This window comes from Andreprevotia chitinilytica DSM 18519 (genome assembly GCF_000711875.1).
Taxonomy (GTDB): domain Bacteria; phylum Pseudomonadota; class Gammaproteobacteria; order Burkholderiales; family Chitinibacteraceae; genus Andreprevotia; species Andreprevotia chitinilytica.
The window spans coordinates 17,789-37,450 of the sequence record NZ_JONM01000022.1; the positions used below are offsets into that span (position 1 = coordinate 17,789).

General features: G+C 63.4%; 13 protein-coding genes. All 13 read left to right on the top strand.

Going from position 1 to position 19,662, the window contains the following annotated elements:
- Positions 1 to 104 precede the first annotated feature (104 nt).
- The gene (locus tag BR41_RS23170; RefSeq protein WP_051711302.1) at positions 105 to 512 is read left to right on the top strand and encodes a GPW/gp25 family protein; all 408 of its coding nucleotides are present in this window, start codon (positions 105 to 107) and stop codon (positions 510 to 512) included.
- The gene (gene tssF, locus BR41_RS18015; protein ID WP_035059813.1) at positions 509 to 2,347 is read left to right on the top strand and encodes a type VI secretion system baseplate subunit TssF; all 1,839 of its coding nucleotides are present in this window, start codon (positions 509 to 511) and stop codon (positions 2,345 to 2,347) included. Before BR41_RS23170 ends, tssF begins: the two co-directional genes overlap by 4 nt.
- Positions 2,311 to 3,492, top strand: a complete 1,182-nt coding sequence (tssG, locus tag BR41_RS18020; protein WP_035059815.1) for a type VI secretion system baseplate subunit TssG — start codon at positions 2,311 to 2,313, stop codon at positions 3,490 to 3,492. The genes tssF and tssG overlap by 37 nt, the downstream gene beginning before the upstream one ends.
- Positions 3,489 to 6,119 carry a contractile injection system protein, VgrG/Pvc8 family gene (locus tag BR41_RS18025; protein ID WP_051711304.1) on the top strand — a complete coding sequence of 877 codons (2,631 nt, stop codon included), beginning with the start codon at positions 3,489 to 3,491 and terminating at the stop codon, positions 6,117 to 6,119. Before tssG ends, BR41_RS18025 begins: the two co-directional genes overlap by 4 nt.
- A gap of 223 nt (positions 6,120 to 6,342) precedes the next feature.
- The gene (locus tag BR41_RS23175; RefSeq protein ID WP_051711306.1) at positions 6,343 to 9,093 is read left to right on the top strand and encodes a DUF2169 family type VI secretion system accessory protein; all 2,751 of its coding nucleotides are present in this window, start codon (positions 6,343 to 6,345) and stop codon (positions 9,091 to 9,093) included.
- Positions 9,090 to 10,178, top strand: a complete 1,089-nt coding sequence (locus BR41_RS18035) for a pentapeptide repeat-containing protein (protein ID WP_035059817.1) — start codon at positions 9,090 to 9,092, stop codon at positions 10,176 to 10,178. Before BR41_RS23175 ends, BR41_RS18035 begins: the two co-directional genes overlap by 4 nt.
- A complete protein-coding gene (locus BR41_RS18040) occupies positions 10,178 to 10,732 on the top strand; it encodes a DUF3540 domain-containing protein (RefSeq protein ID WP_035059819.1) in 555 nt (184 codons plus the stop codon). The genes BR41_RS18035 and BR41_RS18040 overlap by 1 nt, the downstream gene beginning before the upstream one ends.
- 156 nt (positions 10,733 to 10,888) lie before the next feature.
- Positions 10,889 to 11,287, top strand: a complete 399-nt coding sequence (locus BR41_RS18045) for a DUF4150 domain-containing protein (protein ID WP_035059820.1) — start codon at positions 10,889 to 10,891, stop codon at positions 11,285 to 11,287.
- Between the two features lie 194 nt (positions 11,288 to 11,481).
- Positions 11,482 to 11,934 carry a hypothetical protein gene (locus tag BR41_RS18050; protein WP_156970780.1) on the top strand — a complete coding sequence of 151 codons (453 nt, stop codon included), beginning with the start codon at positions 11,482 to 11,484 and terminating at the stop codon, positions 11,932 to 11,934.
- Positions 11,935 to 12,004: 70 nt separating this feature from the next.
- Positions 12,005 to 13,456, top strand: coding sequence for a type VI secretion system baseplate subunit TssK (gene tssK, locus BR41_RS18055; protein WP_035059822.1), 1,452 nt, complete (start codon positions 12,005 to 12,007; stop codon positions 13,454 to 13,456).
- Positions 13,446 to 14,270, top strand: a complete 825-nt coding sequence (locus tag BR41_RS18060) for a DotU family type IV/VI secretion system protein (RefSeq protein ID WP_051711310.1) — start codon at positions 13,446 to 13,448, stop codon at positions 14,268 to 14,270. The genes tssK and BR41_RS18060 overlap by 11 nt, the downstream gene beginning before the upstream one ends.
- Positions 14,271 to 14,473: 203 nt before the next feature.
- A complete protein-coding gene (locus BR41_RS18065) occupies positions 14,474 to 18,487 on the top strand; it encodes a type VI secretion system protein (RefSeq protein WP_035059824.1) in 4,014 nt (1,337 codons plus the stop codon).
- Positions 18,488 to 18,489: 2 nt separating this feature from the next.
- Entirely contained in the window at positions 18,490 to 19,614 is a 1,125-nt protein-coding gene (tssA, locus tag BR41_RS18070; protein ID WP_035059826.1) for a type VI secretion system protein TssA, read from the top strand.
- Positions 19,615 to 19,662: the final 48 nt, after the last annotated feature.

Below are 19,662 nucleotides of genomic sequence, written 5' to 3' on the forward strand. Positions count from 1 at the left end.
CACTAATAGCTGAGCAAGGCGAAGCCTTGCACGCGAGGGCGAGGGAACGAAAAGCCTTGGTCAGATACTTGATAAGCCCTTTGTGCCGTCGCTGGAGTGTCGTCATGTATTTCCTGCTGGAGCGTCTGGCGGCCAGTCCGCAAGCATTGCGGACCATCGCCATGCCGCACGATGCCGAGTTCGCCCAGGGCGAGCTGGAAGCGCTGATCGTGGCGCAGATCACGCGCATCGTCGCTAACCGCCCCTTGGACAAGGACGACGCCAACCTGCTCTACAACTTCGGCATGCCCAGCGTGGTCGAGGTCGCCATGCACAGCGATGGGCAGCTGGCCCGCTATGCCGCCCGGTTGGAAGCCATGATCCGCAAGGCCGAGCCGCGCCTGGAAAACCCTCGCGTCAGCATCGTCCCCGGTGAAAACGAATGGAACCAGAAACAGTTGTTCATCACCGGTTCGATTCGTTGTGATCAGGAACTGCATCCGTTTCAGTTCACCGTGAACGAATCCGCATGAATACCGCCGATACCAAGCTCAAGGATTTCTTCGTCGAGGAGCTGCAAGCCCTGCGCGAAGACGCGACCGAGTTTGGCCGCAATTTTCCGGCAGCGGGGCGCGCGCTCGATCTGGGGCGCGGCGTGTCGGCCGACCCGCAAGTCGAGCTGCTGCTGCAGTCCTTTGCCTATCTGTCTGGCCGGCTGCGCTATCAGGTGGAAACCGGGCTGGCGGACGTGCCCAACTTCCTCACGTCCTACCTCTATCCGCATCTGTCCGCGCCAATTCCGTCAATGCTGATCGCCAGCATCGACGTCAAGCCGGATGGGGCCAATTTCACCCGCGAGACGGTGCTGGAGCGGGGGCGCTATTTCACCGTCACGGCGCGCAACAACGCGCAAGACCAGTTCAAATGCCGCTTTCGCACGCCCTGCGATACGCAGCTGCTGCCGCTGCTGATCACCAAGATCGAGCTGCTGGCGCAGGACGAATTCCCGGCCGATCTACAGGGCAAGAACCCGACCTCCATCCTACGGGTACGGGTGCAGCGCCAATGCAATGAAAGCGTGAAAACACTCAATCGCCGGCGCATGCGTTTTCACATCAAGTCGGACAGCATGGATGCCTTCCGCATCTATGAATGGTTTGCGCTCAATCGCTATGAAACCGGCCAGAACCCGATCGGCGTGTGCGGCGATGGCGATACCAGCACCATTCAATACCTGCCGGCCGAAGGGTTCCGCTGGGTGGGTTTTGGCGACGACGAAGCGCTGTTCGGCGATACCCTCAACACGCATCCGGGTTTTCGGCTGCTGCAGGAGTACTTCTCCTTCCCGGAGAAATTCTTCTTCTTCGATCTGGAAAACCTGCCGCTGGATCAGGCGCGGGATTCGTTCGATCTGCTGTTCTTCAGCGATGCCGCTGTCGATAAAACGCTGGAAATCCGCCAGGACTCGCTGTTGCTCAACTGCGTGCCGCTGGTGAACCTGTATTCACAACGTCTTGAGCCCTTCCAGCTCGACCAGACCCAATACGAATACCAGTTGATGGGCGATATGCGGTTCCACCGCTTTTGCGAAATCCACACCATCACCGAACTGACCTCGACGCGACCGGGTGGCGTGCCGCGCCCCATTGCGCCGTATTTCTCGCTCAACGATTTCGAAAACGACGATGCGCTCGATTACTTCTATATCGCGCGTCGCAGCGAGAACCCGAGCGGCGCCGTGCCCGGTACCGAAACCCATGTGTCCTTCCTCGATACGCAGTTCACCCGTGATCAGACGGTGGACGAAGTGGTTGGCGGCACCGCGCTCTGCACCAATCGCTGGTTGCCGGAACAACTGCGCATCGACGACAGCCTGCGGGTGGAGGGGGCGGCGCCCATCGTGGCGACCACCATCATCAGCAAGCCCACGCCGCACCAGACCCCCCGCTTGATCGGCGAGCACCCGTGGGCGCTGGCCTCGCAACTGGCGCTCAATCACCTCTCGCTGGCGGACGGCCCGCAGGCGCTGGGGGCGCTCAAGGACATTTTGCGCACCCACGTGCCGGCCAAGAATCAGGAGGCGCAGCGCCAGATCAACGGCTTGCTCGAATTGAAATGCACCCGCGTGCGCCACCACCGTGGCACCGATGCCTGGCGTGGTTTCGTACCGGGGCTGTGCATCAAGCTGGAAGTCGATCACAGCCAGTTCGGCAGCGGCAGCGCCGTGCTGTTCGGCGAAATCCTGCACCACTTCTTCACGCTGTATGCGCCGATCAACATGACCGTGGAACTCGCGCTCAGCACCAGTGACGTCAAAGGAATATTGAAAGAATGGCCACCGATCCTCGGCACCCAGAACCTGCTCTGAACGGCGCAGGCGGCGGGGCCAAGGGGCCGCGCCTGAATGACCTGATGCGCGCGCAATATGCGCGCTTCGACCCGTTCCAGCTGGTGCGCCTGCTGTGTTGGCCGGAAGGCCATGCCGGTGGCGAACCGGCGATGTCCGGCCATATCGGCAAACGTGTCACGTTCAAGGCCGACTGGTCGGCGGCGTTCCCCGGTGTGGAAGTCACCGCCTGCCGCCCGGTGGTCGCCCCGGTGACCGATGTCGTCCGCGCCAGCAGCAAAGCCAGACAGCCACAGCGCTGGTCGCTGGCGACGCCGAACTATTGCATTGGCGGCGAGCTTGGCCCGCTGCCGGAAACCTATACCGAATGGCTGCGTGATCAGCAACGCAACGGCGATGTGACCGGCGCGGCGTTTCTGGACTTGTTCAACCATCGCTTCAACGTACTGCGGCACGAGCTGAAATCCGCGCAGGACATCAGCCTCAACCGCATGCCGCCGGAGCACTCCACCCAAGCCGATTACCTCGCTGCCTTGGCCGGCCTCTATTCGCCGCACGTGCAGCAGCAGATTCCGCTGCCGCGCCGCGTCTGGCTGGGCTTGACCGGCATGCTGGCCATTGCGCGCCATAGTTCCGCCACGCTCAAGCGGGCGCTGCAGCTCTATCTGGGCGCACCGGTCAGCATCGAGCCCTTGGTCGGCGGCTGGTTCCGGCTGGAAAGCAACGAGCAGCAACAGCTGGGCCGCTGCAACAACGCCCTCGGCCGCAGTGCCGTGATCGGCTCGCGGGGGTGGGACGAAAGCGCCGGCATCCGCGTGAACGTGACCGAGCTGGACTACGCGCGTTTTTGCAGCCTGTTGCCCGATCCGGCGGATGCGGGCGGGCAGGGCGGCGAGGTGAACAAAACGCCGTTCAATGGCTTCGCCGGCATGCTGCAGCTATTGCTGGATCGTCGCCAGGATTGCCACGTGCGTCTGCAAGTACGCACCGATACTTGCCCCCAATCCCGTCTGACCGGCAACGCCAAGCGCACTGATGCTTATATCGGTTTGCGGCTGGGCCAGACCGCGTGGCTATCTGCCGAGGAGCCGGCGAAAGCAGAGAGGTCGGCACGGCGCGAAGCGAACTATCTGCTGATGGCCTTCCCTGATGAGGTGCCGGCATGAGCCTGCCCAGTTCCGTGCTTGGCCGCACCGCCATCCAGCCGCTCGCCCCGGCGGGTAGCCCGCCATCGAGCCAGTTCCCGCTGCTGTTTCTGCACGTGGCGTTTTTCCTGTCCGGGCAGCGCATCATCAGCGACGAGACCTTCCGGCTGGAAAGCTTCCAGGGCCAGGAAACGGTATCGGACCTGTTCGAGTACACGCTACAGCTGAACGGGAATAGCGACGCCAATGCCACGCCGCTGCAGTTTGGCGACCTGATCGGCAGCAGCGTGACGGTAGGGATTCAGTATCCGCACGATGTGTTCCAGTACTCCGAGCTGGAGCGGGAATCGATGACGGCCCGCTTCCAGAGCGCGATTCGCGGTGACGCGAATGTGGCGGGGCTGTCGCTGTTCAACGGCATCGTCACCTCGTTCGCCAGTGACGAACCCGGCGTCTACCGCGTCACAATGAAGCCGGCGCTGTACCGCATGATGCTCACCAACAGCTATCAGGTGTACCCACAGATCAGCGTGCGCGACCTGATCGCCCAGCTGATGAAAAAGCACGGCATCACTTACTCGGTGGATGGCATCAGCGGCGACAACAACATGGCGATCAGCCGCGTGCAGGATTGGCTGCAAGCCGGCGAGAGCGACTTTGCCCTGCTGCGCCGCCTGCTCGGCAAGGCCACCATCTATTACTACGTGACGCACACCGCCACTGATCATCAGGTGGTGTTCGCCAACCGCGCCCATTACACCGACGTCTACCCGGCCGATCTCTATCCCCCTGAGCTCTACCCCAACGGCCGCGCCCTGCGCTATACCTTCACCGGAGAAGACGAGCTTGGGCTGGCGCAGGAAGACGTCGTTACCCAATACAGCTACCAGCAATCGCTGATCAGCAGCAGCGTGCAGACCGTGTTCACCCGGCAAGAGGAATCGTGGGAAGTCGACCCGATCCCGGTCTATCACAGCTACGCCGCCGGCGATGTCAGTACGCCCGGCGAGTTGCCGTTCAACCAGTACCGCATCTTTCCCTACGGCGTGAGCCAGCAAGAGGTGCAGCAGGCCGTGTCACTCACCGGCCAATCGCTGCAGACATCCGGCAGTCGTTTGTCCGGCGGCAGCCATTGCACGCTGTTCCGCGTCGGTGCCCGCTTCACCCTCACCGGCAAGGACACGCTGCCGTTGCCGGTGCTGCCGGAGCTGGACGACCAGCAATTCGTGCTGCTCGAAGTCAAGCACGAAGCCTCGGCCGATGGCGGCTACAAGAACGATTTCCAGGCGGCGGAAGCGGCGGGGCTGCTCACGCCGTTCTCCATCGAAGAGACCCAGCAAGGCTCCGTGCTGGCCAAGGTGGTCGACCACGGCGATGGCACCGTGCCGAGCGATTGGCGCTATTACACGCCCGACAATTTCGACCCGGAAAGCTGCGCGCTGATCGATACCCAGGCATCCCCCGGCACGCTGCAGGCCAAGGGCGTGTACGTGCGTTTTTCCAATGCCGAGGAAGATGCGAAGCCGGTCTGGATCAAGCTCGCCTCGCACATGCAGACGGTGCCCGAGCTGGGCGTAACCGTGGTGGTGGCGCGGGCGCAGGATGAGGCGGAACTGCCGGAAATCCAGAGCATCGTCCACGCCAACGGCAGCCGCGTCGTCACCCCATCCGGCTGGACGGCCGATACCCGCGTCGGCAGCAGTTACTCCACCAGTTATGGCGACGGCAAGAGCATCCGCTTTGGTGCAAGCTCGGCCTACGATCTGCAAGGCGCGGTGGACATCGTCACCGACGCCTATGGCAGCGGCCAATTCCGCGAGGCCAGCTTTTCGCAAGGCGCGAGCTACAGCTATTCCCGCTCCGAGACGATGGAGCAGGGCCTGCTGAACGAATCGCACTCCTACGGCTCATCGAACGGTTTCAGCTGGGCCAAGCAAAACTACAACTTCAGCGCCGTGGGCACGAGCTTCAGCGAATCGGTGCACGGCACCTACGATTCGGCCTCGGTGCAGCCCGGCAACCATCCCGAAGCTGCCGGTGCGGTGCTCGCCAGCGTCACCACGGTGAACGGTAAGACCTACACCGAAAACACCAATAACGATGACGTGACCAACATCAGCACCACCACGGGCAACACCGACAGCACCAGCACCTATAACGGCGACCTGAGCAGCACGACCACCCATAACGGCGACGTGAGCAACACCACCACGCACCACGGCTCGGTCAGCTCGACGACGACGATTTCGGCCGATTCGGATAACACCAACACCATCACCGGCACCAGCACCTCGACGAACACGACCGGCTCATCGGTGAGCACCAATCTGACGGGCGCGGCCTTGAATACCAACCTGACCGGCGCGCAGATGAGTACCACGCTGCAAGGCGCCACGCTGTCGATGGAGCTGACCGGTTCCAGCGACAACCGCTCGATCACCGGCTTGAGCAACCGCCTCAGTGTCGTCGGCGCGTCCCTCGATACCACCATTACCGGCTCGGCCACGCACGTCACGCTCACCGGCAACAACAACGTGATCGAACTCGTCGGCCCCGGTTTCAAGATGACCGAGCAGGCAGAACGGCCGGGCGTGGATATGACGGATGTGAACATCACGATTATTGCTGTGGCGCAGATTTATCTATGAACAGCCCTCGTTTGCTCACTTCACAAGCGCTACCTGTTCCCCCCTTCCGTGAAGGGGGGCTAGGGGGGATTTCTGCGCCCGTGGAATCTGCAATGGCGTTTGCTATGGCGTCGAAATCCCCCCTAACCCCCCTTCATAGAAGGGGGGGATATCAGTGGAACCTGGCGCGTGTAATGGATGTTTTACCGGCATTGGGAACGGCTTCCCAACAAGGCCGCACCCCATGAAATCCATCAAACCCCTCAGCCTCGGCCTGCTGCATCGCCCCTATCGCATCGGCGACGAAAACCGCTTCGTTGTCGCGGCGTTGGGCTTTTTCAAGCTGGGGGAGACCAACGAGCGCTTCCTGATCGACAACCTGCAATGGCCGCAAGTCGCCAAGGCATTGGCCCCCGGTCAGATGCTCGATGAAGTCATGCCCAAGCCGGTTGGCGAAGTGCTGCTTAACGGCACCGCCCATGCGCCGGAAGGCAAGCCGGTCGCGGCGATGGCCGTGTCGCTCAAGGTCGGCACCCTCGAAAAGACCCTGCGCGTGGTCGGGGATCGCACCTGGAGTTACGGCCTGCTGCCGTTCTATCGCATCAGCAAGCCCAAGCCGTTCACCAGCATGCCGCTCGATTACGCGCACGCGTTCGGTGGCAAGAAGCTCCCGGCCAATCCGGTGGGCATCGGCTATAGCGGCAACCCGTTCGCGGCCTTCGTCGGCAGCAATCAAGGCGTGTTGCCGAATATCGAAAACCCCGCCCAACCGGCGCGGCTGCACTGGCGGCGTTATGACCCGGCCGGCTTCGGCCCGATCAACATCAGCTGGACCCCGCGCATGACCCTGCTGCGCGCCATGCAGCGGCCGGACGTGAGAAAACTCACTGCGCAATCGCCGCTGCCCGGTTTATCGGCCAATGTGGACCGCACCTTGTTCCAGCTCGCGCAGCCGGATCAACGCCTGCCCGGCTTTTTCAGCGGTGGCGAGCCGTATCGCCTCACCGGCATGCACCCGGACAAAGCAGCGATCGAAGGCCGTCTGCCCGATCTGACCGCCCGCGCCTTTATCCAGCGCACCAGCCAGTCCGGGGAAGTGGCTGACGAAGTACCGATGCACTGCGACACGGTCTGGTTCTTCCCGGAGCTGTTGCTGGGTGTGATGATCTGGCACGGCGAAATCGCCATTACCGACAGCTTGGGGCTGGACGTGAGTACGGTGCTGGTGGCCTACGAGCGCATCGGCTCACCCCGGCCGGTTGACCACTACGGCCGCGCCATTGCCCGCCGCAACGACCCGGCCACGGCGGGGCACGATGTCTTCAATGAGTCGCAACTGGCTGCTGATTACACGCCGGTCGAACAAGCCCGCCGCCAGGCCACGCAACACATGGAGCAAGCGGCCTCCTCGGCTAAACAGCAAGCCGTGCTCGACGAGCAGATGGCGGATTTCTGGGCCAAGAGCGGCCTGAAGCCGCCGGCCGATTTCGTGCCGCCCAAAGTACCGGCGCCCCCCTTTGCCATGCCTGCGCCGCAGCAAGTGAAAGACAAGGATTTCGATGTCGGCGCGCTGCTGGATGCCGCCAAGGCCTATACGGCCCAAGCTCAAAAAGACGCCGAACAGCAACAGAAAGAAGCCGGGAAAAAACTCGCCGCGCTGCCGCCCGTGCCACCGCCCACGGTGCGCGAGCAGCAACAGAAAGTGCTGGCGCGGGCCAGTGTGACGGCGAGTGATTTGCAGGGGCAGGCGGTGTTGTCGCCGGAGTGGCGCAGTTTGTTGGATGCGGCCGCATCTGCTCCCCCCTTCCCCGAAGGGGGGCCGGGGGGGATTTCTGCGCCGGTGGATAAGGCGATGGCGGTTGATACATCGTCGAAATCCCCCCTAACCCCCCTTCGGGGAAGGGGGGAACTAGAGGCGACCATCGCACAGCTGCCGGCCCAACAACGCAAAGCCCGCCTCATGTCCCCCGAAGGCGAAAAAGACGCCGCCAAGCTCGATCCGGTCGTCGCCGCGTGGCTGGGGCAGCAAGTGGCGCTGTGGCATGCCGGTGGCGCATTCCTCGCCGGCCGCGATCTGGCGGGGGCGAAGGTGGCCGGCATGGATTTCTCCGGTGCGGATTTGCGCGAGGTGATGTTCGATTACGCCGACTTGAGCGGGGCGAAGTTTGTCGGCGCGAATCTGCAAAACGCCGTGCTGACCGGCGCAGTGCTTGATGGCGCGGATTTCTCCGGCGCGAATCTGCAAGGGGCCAACCTGAACCTCAGCCGGGGGCGCTCCATCTGCTTTGCCGGGGCGAACATGAGCCGTGCCCAGTCCGACAACGCGCACTGGCTGGCGGCGGATTTGAGCCGGGCAAAGCTGGCTGGCTGGCGTGCCTCCAGCATCGATCTTTCCGGGGCCTCGCTCGACGACGCCAGTCTGGTGGGCGCGGTGCTGCCGAGCGCCAACGCACCCGATAGCCAATGGCGGCGCGCCAATCTCGACAAGACGGTGTTGTTGCGCAGCACCTTGCGCGGGGCGGATTTCAGCGGCGCGGTGCTCAATCGCGCCACCTTGATCGAATCGCAACTGGCCGGCAGCGATTGGTCTCGCGCCTCGTTTACGGCCGTGGTCGCTGGGGGCGAAAAAACCGACTGGCGCGGCGCGATCTTGCGTGGTGCGAGCGGCGAACGCAGCAATTGGCAAGGTACGTCCATGACCGGTGCCGATCTCTCGGGCGCGCGGCTGAACGCCTGCGATTTCAGCCGCTGCGACCTCTCCGAAGCCACCTTGGCCGGCGGCGTGTTCGGGTCATGCGTGTTCATGGCCGCCAAGCTTAATCGTGCGCAGGCGGCGGGGGCGGATTTCTATCAGGCGCTGGCGCAGAAAGCGGATTTCAGCGATGCCGATTTGAGCGGGGCCAGCCTCGTACAGGCGAATGTGGCCGAAGCGTTGTTCGTGCGCACGCTGCTGACCGGCGTCGTGATCGAACCGACACGGAGGATTGCGCAATGACCGCATCCACCATTGATTGGGCCGCTATCGACAAGGCCTTGCGCCTGCAGCAGCCGATCGAAAAGCAATCCTTCGCTGGCGTGGATGCCCGCGGCCGCTCGTTCAGTGGCGCGGTATTCAGTGCGGTGGATTTTCAGGGGGCGCTGCTGGCCGGGGCGGATTTCTCCGGCGCACGGTTTATCCAGTGCGATCTCACCAAAGTCGATTTCACCCAGGCCAAGCTCGGCAAGACCAGCTTCATCAAATGCGCGGCAAGCGGAGCGCAGTTCCCCGCCGGGCCGCTGAACCTGCTCAATTTCATCGAATGCGATCTGCAAGGCAGCGTGTGGTGCAAGGCGCAGCTGGAAATGTGCTCGTTCGCCAACAGCCCGCTCAATCGCTCGGTGATGCAGGCCGTCAAGCTGGAGCGCTCGGTGATCAACGGCTGCACGCTGGCGGGGGCGCAATGGCAAGACCTGCTGCTGGATCAAACCGCGCTCAACGATGTGGATTTGCGCGGCGTCACCTTCATCGGCCTGCGGGCCGAGCGGGCGGTGCTGATGCAGGCCAATCTCAGCGGCATGGCACTGGCCGGGGTGTCGCTGCGGCAATGCGTGCTGCAGCAAAGCGATTTCACCCAGACCGATCTATCCGGCGCGGACTTGAGCGAATCCAACTGCCACGCCGCCATCTTCCACGGCACGCGCATGGCCGGGCTGGTGGCCACCAATGCCATGTTCTTCAAGGCTGATCTGGTCGGACTCGATCTGCGCAATACCAAGCTCGACGGCGCAATTTTCAAGCAGGCCACGGTGAGTGGTTGCCGCTTTGACGGCGCGAGCCTGCCGCAAAGCATCTGGCACGACGCCGTCCTCAATAACGTGTCGTTCGCTGGCGCGGATTTGCGCTACAGCCAGTTCGACCATGCCCGTGGCAGCGATGTGAGTTTCGATCTGGCCAAGCTCGATCACGCCAGCCTGCATGACCTGGTGCTGGATAACGCGACCTTCAAAGGCGTGCGCCAAAGCACGGTGCGCCCGACCGACCCCTTCAAGCTGGCGGCGCAACAGCGCAGCCGCGCAGCGACGACCACGGAGACTTCTTGATGCATACCTATCGTCAGCCCCACAAAACGCAGTCGCCCGCGCAACCGGCCTGGAACGAATCCACGGTGGTGGTCGAGCTGGGGGAAGGGCGCTTCTTGCTGGAAGACGGCCGCATGGCGATGCAGTCCTTGTCGTGCCTGGTCGAAACGCACATCGGCGACCGGGTGCTGGTGGCGGCATGCGGCAATGGCGATTGCTACGTCGTGCACGTGCTGGGTCGCCCGCAACTGGAAGAAGTGTCCTTGTCTGTGCCGGGTGCATCGCTGCTGCGTATCCAGCAGTCGATGCTGGATCTCGCCAGCACCGGCCATATCGCACTGCGCTCGCTGGCGGACGTGGAAATCAGCGCCAGCGGCGGCGCCATCCGCCTGACTGCGCAGGATTTGTTCCAGAACGTGAGTGGCTCGGTGGTGGAGAACATGCGGCATTACGTGGCACAGGCCGAGCACTACTTGCTGGAGGTGAAACAGCTGCTGCGTCAGCACGGGCAGCAGGTGATGGTGACGGCGGATAGTGATGTGAAGGTGGATGGGGAACGGATTTCAATGGGGTGAGATCGGTACCTGCGATGGTTTTCTCCCCTCTCACACTTGTGGGAGAGGGGCCGGGGGTGAGGGTCGTGCAACCTGCTACGTTCTCGTTAGCACCCCCTCCCTAACCCTCTCCCACCAAGTGGGAGAGGGGACAAAAAAACAGAGCAAGGACCAAAAATGTTTGCCAACACCAACCTCGGCGTCATGAATTTTGCGTTTCCCGATTTCTGTAACACGCCCACGCCGATCGGGCCGATTCCGCTGCCGTATCCGAACATCGCGCTGTCGTTCACGCATATCCCGTCGCAGTTCCAGGTGATCTTCGGCGGCGGGCTGGCGGAGAACCTGCTGACGGAAGGCACGATCAGCAACGGTGATGAACCGGGGGTGTTGGGCGGGCTGATCTCCGGCATGTTCATCGGGCCGGATCGGCAATTGCTCGGCAGTTTCAAGGTGTTGATCTGCGGCATCTTCGGCACCCGCCTGACGACGCTCACGGGCCAGAACGGCATGATCCCCAACATGGTGGGTATGTCGATCACGCCGTCGCAGTTTCGTGTGATTTTGCTGGGGTAGGGGTGATGGGATTGTTTGGGAGGTTGGTTTCGATGGTGGTGAGCCCCCGCTCTAATGAAGGAGCCGCTGCTGTTATTCCCCCCTTCCTTGAAGGGGGGTTAGGGGGGATTTCTGCGCCGGTAGAACCTGCACTGACGGTTGTGATGGCATCGAAATCCCCCCTAACCCCCCTTCAAGGAAGGGGGGGATGGCGTTTGCGTTGCTTTTCGATATTGCTGGCCGTACTCACCCTGAACCTCTCCAGCTGCGGCCTCTACACAACCGTCTTCGGCCCACCCACCACCACGATCAGATCGATCCAGGCGGTGGCGGAGCTGAACGCCAACCAGAACATGGCCGCGACCGTGGATGCGGTGTTCGTTTACGACAGCACGGCGCTGACCTTGCTGCCGAATAAATCCAGTGATTGGTTCGCCAACAAGGCCGCATTGCAGAGCGCCCTGGGTAGCCGTATCGAGGTGGTGTCGGAGCAAGTCGCACCGCCGAGCATCGTCGATTTCGTACTGCCGGCGCGCCACAGGAGGGCGCTGACCGTTTACAGCTACGTGGACTACGTGGCGGGCAATCTGGGCGTGACCGACATCACGTTTTACAGGGCAGCGCAGATCCAGCTGACGCCAAGCAAAGTGGTATACACCGGCCAATGAAGGCCTGGGCGTTTACACCGGCCAATGAAGTCCGACGACTGACCTCGGCCAGTGAAGGGAAGGAATGACAATGCAGACCGAATATCTACCGAATGCCTTGCAGTGGTCCGAAGGCTTGTTGCTCTCGCCGCAGCACTTGCAGCAGAACGACATCCTCTGGCATGAGCGCCTGCATTATCTGGCGCAAAGCCTCGACCCCACGTTCTGGGGCGTGCGCAAGCTGGTGCTGGATACGGGGCGGCTGGTGCAGGGGCAGGTGTTCATCTCCGAGCTGGAAGCGATTCTTTCCGACGGAACGGTGATCCAGTTTCCCGGCAACTTCAGCAATGCCCAGCCGCCGGTGCAACTGTTCGCCGATACCGCTACCGTCATCACCACCGGTGTGCCGCTGCGCATCTGGCTGGTGCTGCCGGAGCGTGGCCGGATGGCGGCGGCGCGCAACAATCCGCAGCGGCGTTTTTTGTCGTTCAGCGACAACGATGTCTATGACGAGAGCGCGGAATCGGAAAAAGAAGCGGTCGCCGTGGATCGGCTGCTGCCCAAGGTCAGCCTCTATGCCGGCGTGGTGCCGCCACCGCTGAACGATGTCTGCCCGCTGCTGGAAGTGACCCGCGATGCCGACAACCACTACAGCCTGACCACATTCCACCCGCCCATGCTGTGCATCGGCGCATCGGATTTTTTGGGCGAGCGCAGCTTGCAGCAGCGGCTGGCCGACCTCAAGCAGACCATGTGGGAGAAGCTGCGCGAGCTGGTGCGTGAAACCGGCGCGGATTCGGACAATGCAGATGTCTCGGCCGACAATGCCACGCAGGGGCAGCTGACCATTGCCCGCCACCTGGCGATGAGCCTGCCGCTGCTCAGCATCATGGCGGATAACCCGCAATCGCGGCCGATCAACATGTACGCCATGTTGGCGCAGGTGGCCGGGCAGGTGGCCCCCATCGGCGCGAACCCGATGCCGCCGCTGCTCGATGCCTATAACCACCTGCAGTGCTACGAGCAGTTCGATACCGTCATCCGCTACATCTCGCGCAAGCTCGATTCGGTCAATACCCGCTACCAGACGTGGACCTTCGCCCGCGTGGGCAGCGCCGGTTTCGGTCGCCGCCTGCCGGACAACCATCCCGACAACGTGGTGATCGAGCTGCGGCCGCGCGATGGTCAGACGCTGGAGTCGCTGACCGCGTGGCTGAACGACTGCGCCATCCACGGGCTGTCGCTGCTGCAGGATCTGCAGGACCGTCGTGTGCTGGGTGCGCATCGCGCGCCGATGTCCGCCGCCGAGATCGCACAACGCGGCCTGCGCAACGGCGGTCTGTTCTTCCTGCTGCGCAACAAGCCGCTGGATGCCGGCGGCAAGCTGGTGCCGGCCTACCGTGCTGGCGATACCTTGCTGATCCGCGGGCTGGGCGATAACAAGCAGGCCCCGGCCGACATTGTGCTGCACTACTTGCGCGCTGGCAGCAGCCGGGACGGGGTGATCCCGACCGTTTCCGAAGAGGTGACGGATGCGGTCTGAACTGGCTGAACCCACATTGCTGCCACGGCGGGTGGCGACCCGGGCCGGAACGGATGCGGTGGTCGAACCGGGCCCGCCGCTGTCGCTGTTCGGGGCGTTCTGCGCCTTCTATGAAGAGGTCGCCGCCATTCGTCTTGCCAACGCGCAGGGGCGCTTGCCGGCGTATCTGGTGATGGGCGACGAAGCACCGCCCACCACTGGCGCGGACATGGCCGCCCGCGTGTCGGCCCGGCTGGAACGCCTGTTGCGCCAGCAGGCGGCTCAGATGCGGCATGGCGGCAGCGAGGTGCAGATCCGCATCTATCGGCTGGCGCAATACGTGATGGCGGCGTTGGCCGACGAAATCATGCTGCTGGAGTTCAACTGGCCGGGCAAAAAGGATTGGCCCGCCGTGCTGCTGGAAGCTCGGCTGTTCCAGACCCGCGTCTCCGGCGGACGGTTCTTTGAGCTGCACCAGAAGCTGCTGGGCGTGCAGCGGCCGGCGCAGCTGCATGTCGAGCTGGGCATGGTGATGTTGTCCGCGCTGCAACTGGGATTTCGCGGCGAATTGCGGGGCGACCATCTGGCGCTGCAGCTGGCCGATGTGCGCCACCGCTTGTATCGCTTCGTCAGCACCCGGCGACCGGAGGCGGATGGCACGCATGCCTTCCAGCAGGCGTATGAGCAGCAGCGCAGCGGCGCGCAAGACCAACGGCTTGCCCCGATCAAACCGTGGATTCGTGCGGCGGGTGCGACGTTGCTGGGGCTGTCCTTGGCATCGGTGCTGGTGTGGCTGGTGCTGGTGCAGTCGTTTTTGTTTTCGATTCGGTCTTAGGGGATTGTTCAAAGTGTCTGCCACGTTGCTCGCGGCCATGATTCCCCCCTTCCTCGAAGGGGGCTAGGGGGGATTTCTGCGGCGGGAATAACGGCAGTGACGGTTGCAAGGACGTCGAAATCCCCCCTGACCCCCCTTCGGAGAAGGGGGGAATGTGCTGTTGGTGTACTTAAAGGTTTGTTCATTAAAAAAGAGGCGCTGCATTGTCCTTCGGTTTCCTGCTAGTCCTGTTGCTGGCTGTCCTGCTCGGTGTTGCCGCCGCGTGGTTGATCTGGCGCGCCAATGCGCCGGCAGGGGCAGTGTCGCCGCTGGATAAGTGGTTTGCGCCGCTCGCCAATGTCGGGACCTCGGCCGATGCGCGTTACAAAACGCCGTGGGTGCTGTTGCTGGGGCAGGCCGGTGCCGGCAAGAGCAGCTTGGTGGCGTCGATTCCGCCGTGGCTGGAGCAGGGCGTCACCGACAAGCAGAAAGCCTGGAGCGTCGACGGCACCGCCTGGTGCTACTGCAATAAGGGCGTGCTGATCGACCCGGATAGCGGCCTGCCGGATGCGGCGGACGGCACGCCGCTGGCATCGAAATGGACCACGGCGCTAAAGGGCATTCGCAGCCTGCGCCCGGAGCGGCCGATCGATGGCGTGGTGTTGTTCATCTGCGCCGAAACACTGCGAAATGGCGACGGCAACGCCATCCAGACACAAGCGGACAGCGCATGGCGGCAGCTGACGCAGATTCAGGACACGTTCCAGTTCTCGCTGCCGGTCTACGTGGTGGTGACGCGCAGTGACGAGATCAGCGGGTTCTCCGCCTTCTGGCGCGCACAAGCGCCAGCCTGCCGCGAGGAAATCTTCGGCTGGTCGGCACCGGCTACCAGCGAGAGCGAACCCCCGGCGCAATGGAGCGCGGCGGCGTTCCGCTCGATGGCGCAGAGCCTGGAAACGCTGCAGATTCGTGTGGAAGGAGGGAGCCTTGAAAGCGGGGACGGCAATGCCGACAACGCCGATCACCAAGACACCCCGCAGGGCACCGATAACGATGGCTTTTTCCTGTTCCCGACCACACTCGCCAAGCTCGAAGGCGCATTGACGCAGTGGCTGGAAACGGCCTTCCGCGCCAGCGCGTGGCGGGCCGGATTTACCTGCCGCGGCATCTATTTCACCGGCAGCGTCGAGGCCGATGGCGAGGTCAAACCCAAGCCGCGCACCGACCTGGTATTCGTCGATGACCTGATCAACAGCAAGGTGCTGGCCGAGCCGCTGCTGGCCTCGCCCACGCAAAAAACCATCTGGTCCCGCGATACCGTCATCCGCAGCCTGCAACAGGCCGGCGTCGCCATTGGCGCGACCTTGCTGTTGTTGCTCGCGTTGTCCAGCCTGAATCTCTATCGGCAAACGCACACGCTGTCGGCGGGCGTCGCCAACCTGCAACGCGCTGCCCAACTGGTGAGCGCCAATCGCTGTGCCGGCAAGGAAGACGTGTTCCGCTTGCTGGCCGGCATGTCGCAACTCGATAGCACCATGCTGATGCCGTGGGCGCTGGTCGATCATCGTGTGACGGATCGCACCGCCAACACCCTGGAACAAGACGTCTTCGCCCGCGCCGTGCTGCCATCGATTGCCTGCCAGCTGGAGCAACGCGCACAACGGGTGCAAAAGGTGGGCGAGGCGCTGCCCGGCCCGGCCACGCCCGACCAATACCCCTACCTGCAATACCGCGCCGCGTTGTTCGAGGAACTGCGCAACGTGCGGCAGCTGGAAGAAAACATCGCCCGCTACAACGCGTTGGCCCTGCCGGAGCGTGCCGGTTCAGAGAAAGAAGCGCTGCAGGATTTCGCCGTGCTGGCCGCCTATGCCTACGACGTGCCGGAAGTCGAAATCACCCGCTACGAGAAAGGCGCGTTCCCGAGCGTCTTGCGCGCCGTCGAAAGCGTGCCGACGCTGCAACTGGCAGCCAACGTGCGCAAGAGCTACAGCCAGCAGATCGACCGCCTGGCCGATGGCCTGGATGTGCAGCTCTTCAACGAGGTGAAGGTTGGCGGCACGCTGATCGACAATCTCAACCACAACCGCGAACCGCTGCTCGGCAATGCGCGCCAGCTGGCGTGGTGGTTCAACTGGACGCGCTCGTCGTGGCGCTCGCTGGCCGATAACCCGTGCCAGAAAATCTCGGTCGAGCTGCAGCAGGAAACCGGCCGGCTGATCCAGCTCAATGCGCCTGCGTACGGTGGTGCGGAGGGGCTGGGGGCGCTGCCCCGCAAGTTCGACGCGACCAACTGCGGTGCCAAGGCATTCCAGACGCTCGATACGCTCACGCTGTCACCGTACGGTCAGGTCTTCGTGCAGGTGAACGGTGCGCGTGACCTGAACCCGGCGCTGGTGCCGGAACAGGCCGGCCTGAACGCCTTGCTCAATCTCGGCTTCATGCAGCTCAACCCGGTGCGGCCGTTCCATTGCGTGACGCCGATGGTGGGCTGGCGCGAAGACACGCTCGGTCAGGCCAAGGGCTTCATCAGCGAATACCAGCGCTTTGCCCAGCAGCAGAATCTGGCCACGCTGGCGGCGGATACCACCAAGCAACCTTTGTATGCACGGGTGGCGCTCGACCAGCTGGAGCGCTCGCTCAACAGCACCATGAACGATGCCCAAGTGCCGGAAGCCAGCCTCTCCACGCTGCCCGCGGTCAGCTCGCAACCGGTATCCGGCGCGGAGGCCGAGCTGGCACAGGAAAGCAGCGCCTTCAGCCGCGCCATCGGCCCCCTGTCGTCGATTGTCGATTCCTACACCCAGCTGGGTTTTGCCAGCAGCGGCACCACGCTGACCAGCTGCATGCGCACCATGGCGAGCGGTCGCTTGAGTGCAGTGAATGCGCTGGCGGACGATGGCCAGCTGTACAACCCGAGCACGCCGCTGGGCCAGAGCAGTTTCTTCGCGCCGCAAGGCACGCCGGCGTTGAACAACTATCTGGCACAGCAAGCGGCGCGGGCGCAGGTGCTGGTCGGCTACGCCAGCCCCTTCGTGCAACTGCTGCGCAACTCCACCGGCGTGAACGAGACGACCGACCCGAGCGCCACCACGGTGGATTACTGGGCCAACACCATCGACCAGCTGAACCGCTACCAGCAGAAAGACCTGAGTGGCACGGTCGGCCAGCTCAACGGGCTGCTGACCAATATCAACCCGATGACCGACCAGAACTGCCACACGCTGCTGGCGGCCAACCCGCTCGGCGCGTCCAGCAACGACTTGTTCTTCTCGCGCCGCCAGCAGCTGTTGAACGACACCACCAGCCGCTGCAACGGCTATGTGCAGGCCAGCGCGATGGATGCGTGGCAGAACCTCACGCGGCGGTTCCGCGATCTGGCCGGCCGCTATCCGTTCGGCCCGCTCTCGGCGGCGGATGCCGACCCGCAGACGGTGCGGCGCTTCTTCACCGACTACAGCGCCAACAGCGCGGCACTGCGCAACGCGGTGAAGGCCTTGCCATCGTCCTTTACCGACGAAGGCAACGAGTTCCTCGATCAGCTCGACGAGTGGAATACCTTCTTCAGTACCAACCTCACCGCGCAAGGCGATATGCAGCCGGTGCATCTGGTGCTCACCTTCCGCGCCCAGCAGGCTTATTCGCAAGGCACCGAGCAACTGGTGTCCTGGCTGCTGAGCAGCGGCACGCGCATGGCCGGCTTCCCCAATCAGGCGACCACGCTGGATTGGCCGTACGGCCAGATGATGGTGCTCGATCTGAACTGGGCCGACCGCTCCTTGTGGTCGCCCGGCGTGGATAGCAAGCAGGCCGACCTGCAGGTGCAAAAGCGCACGGCATCGTTCGTGGCGCTGGGCAACTGGGCCTTGCTGCGGATGATCGATACTCACGTGCCGACGCATGCGTTGCCAAGCGGCGCCGCGGGCAAGGGCGTACTGCTGGAATTCAACGTGCCGGTGTCGACCGCCCCCGCCACCGGCATGACGCAGCAGACCGGTACCACGCGTGGCTATCTGGGCATCGTGTTGCAAGGTACTGACCCGACCACCAAGGCGGTGCTGACGCTGACGCCACCGAGCAATGCCCCCTTCGTCGCGCCGCAAGTGAAGACCGTGCCGATCAGCAGCAAGAGCACGACATCGACCAGCAAGTCCACGTCCAAGCCGGCATCCACGACGGCATCGAAACCGGCGTCTACCTCGGCATCGAAACCCAAACCCACCCAAGCCAGCGGAGTGTGAGCATGAGCCAAGACCTTCCTTCCCCACTCATCGCCATTGCCGAGCGCTATTTTCTCGATCAGCTTGGGGTTTCGCTCGAATCGATTCTGGCGCCGGTCAGTGCGCAGCAGCCTGAGGGTGAATCGCTGCGCGGCAGCGCCATCTACCGCGCCATCCAGCAGGCACGCGAGTTCGACGACCCCAGCCTGCCGCAAGGGCAGTGGGAGCGCGATCTCAAGCAAGCCGACTGGGAGAAGGGCAGCGCACTGGCGCTGGAAGCCCTGGTGCATCGGAGCAAAGACCTGCAACTGGCCGCGTGGCTGCTGGAAGCGCGGCTGAATATCACCGGGATGGACAGCATCGCGCCGTGCATGGTGTTGATGGATCTCCTCTGCCGCCGCTACTGGCCCACGCTGCATCCGCAACTCAAGAACGGCGAGGCCACGCACCGCGCCAATCTGGTGAGCTGGATCAACGAAAAACTGTTGTCCACCATCCGCCAGACCCCGATCACCGCCAGCGGCAACCGTGAATTCTGCTGGGCCGACTGGGAGCAGGCGCGGCGCAACGAGGCGATCCGCGCCGAAGGCGGCCGCAATGCGCAGCCGACCGAAGGGGCGACGCTGGCGGAGTTCAACGCCGCTGCCTCCGCCACGCATCGCGATAGCTATCTGTGGCTGTACGACACGCTCAAGCACGCACTGGAAGCCATCGCCCAGTTTTCCGCCACGCTGCGCGAGTACCTCGGGCCGGATGCGCCGGGCCTGCACAAACTCGCTGACCTGCTGGAACGCATCCTCTCGCTGGCCGAGGCGGAGTTGTACCGGCGCGGCATCCGCCCGGAAGCGGTGCTGGCCGACATGGCCGAAGAAGCGCAGGACGACACGCTGTCCGAGGAACAAATGACCAGCCCGCGCCAGCTCTCCGGCCAGATCATCGAGCGCGAGGAAGCCTACGCCCGGCTCGCCGAAGCCGCCGATTTCCTCATGCGGCTGGAACCGCACAGCCCCGTGCCCTATCTGGTCCGCCGCGCCATCGAGTGGGGCAACCTCAACACGGTCGAGCTATATCAGCAGCTGTTCCTCAAGTTCAACGGCCAGATCAGCATCTTTGAATTGCTGGGGCTGGAAGGGCAGCAGGCGAAGTAGGGGACAGCGTGTTCGCAGGATGGGTATTGCTGGTGCTCAACCTAGCCT

Coding starts and splice junctions, on each gene's coding strand:
- BR41_RS23170 (WP_051711302.1), top strand. CDS start 105: ATGTATTTCCTGCTGGAGCGTCTGGCGGCCAGTCCGCAAGCATTGCGG.
- tssF (WP_035059813.1), top strand. CDS start 509: ATGAATACCGCCGATACCAAGCTCAAGGATTTCTTCGTCGAGGAGCTG.
- tssG (WP_035059815.1), top strand. CDS start 2,311: ATGGCCACCGATCCTCGGCACCCAGAACCTGCTCTGAACGGCGCAGGC.
- BR41_RS18025 (WP_051711304.1), top strand. CDS start 3,489: ATGAGCCTGCCCAGTTCCGTGCTTGGCCGCACCGCCATCCAGCCGCTC.
- BR41_RS23175 (WP_051711306.1), top strand. CDS start 6,343: ATGAAATCCATCAAACCCCTCAGCCTCGGCCTGCTGCATCGCCCCTAT.
- BR41_RS18035 (WP_035059817.1), top strand. CDS start 9,090: ATGACCGCATCCACCATTGATTGGGCCGCTATCGACAAGGCCTTGCGC.
- BR41_RS18040 (WP_035059819.1), top strand. CDS start 10,178: ATGCATACCTATCGTCAGCCCCACAAAACGCAGTCGCCCGCGCAACCG.
- BR41_RS18045 (WP_035059820.1), top strand. CDS start 10,889: ATGTTTGCCAACACCAACCTCGGCGTCATGAATTTTGCGTTTCCCGAT.
- tssK (WP_035059822.1), top strand. CDS start 12,005: ATGCAGACCGAATATCTACCGAATGCCTTGCAGTGGTCCGAAGGCTTG.
- BR41_RS18060 (WP_051711310.1), top strand. CDS start 13,446: ATGCGGTCTGAACTGGCTGAACCCACATTGCTGCCACGGCGGGTGGCG.
- tssA (WP_035059826.1), top strand. CDS start 18,490: ATGAGCCAAGACCTTCCTTCCCCACTCATCGCCATTGCCGAGCGCTAT.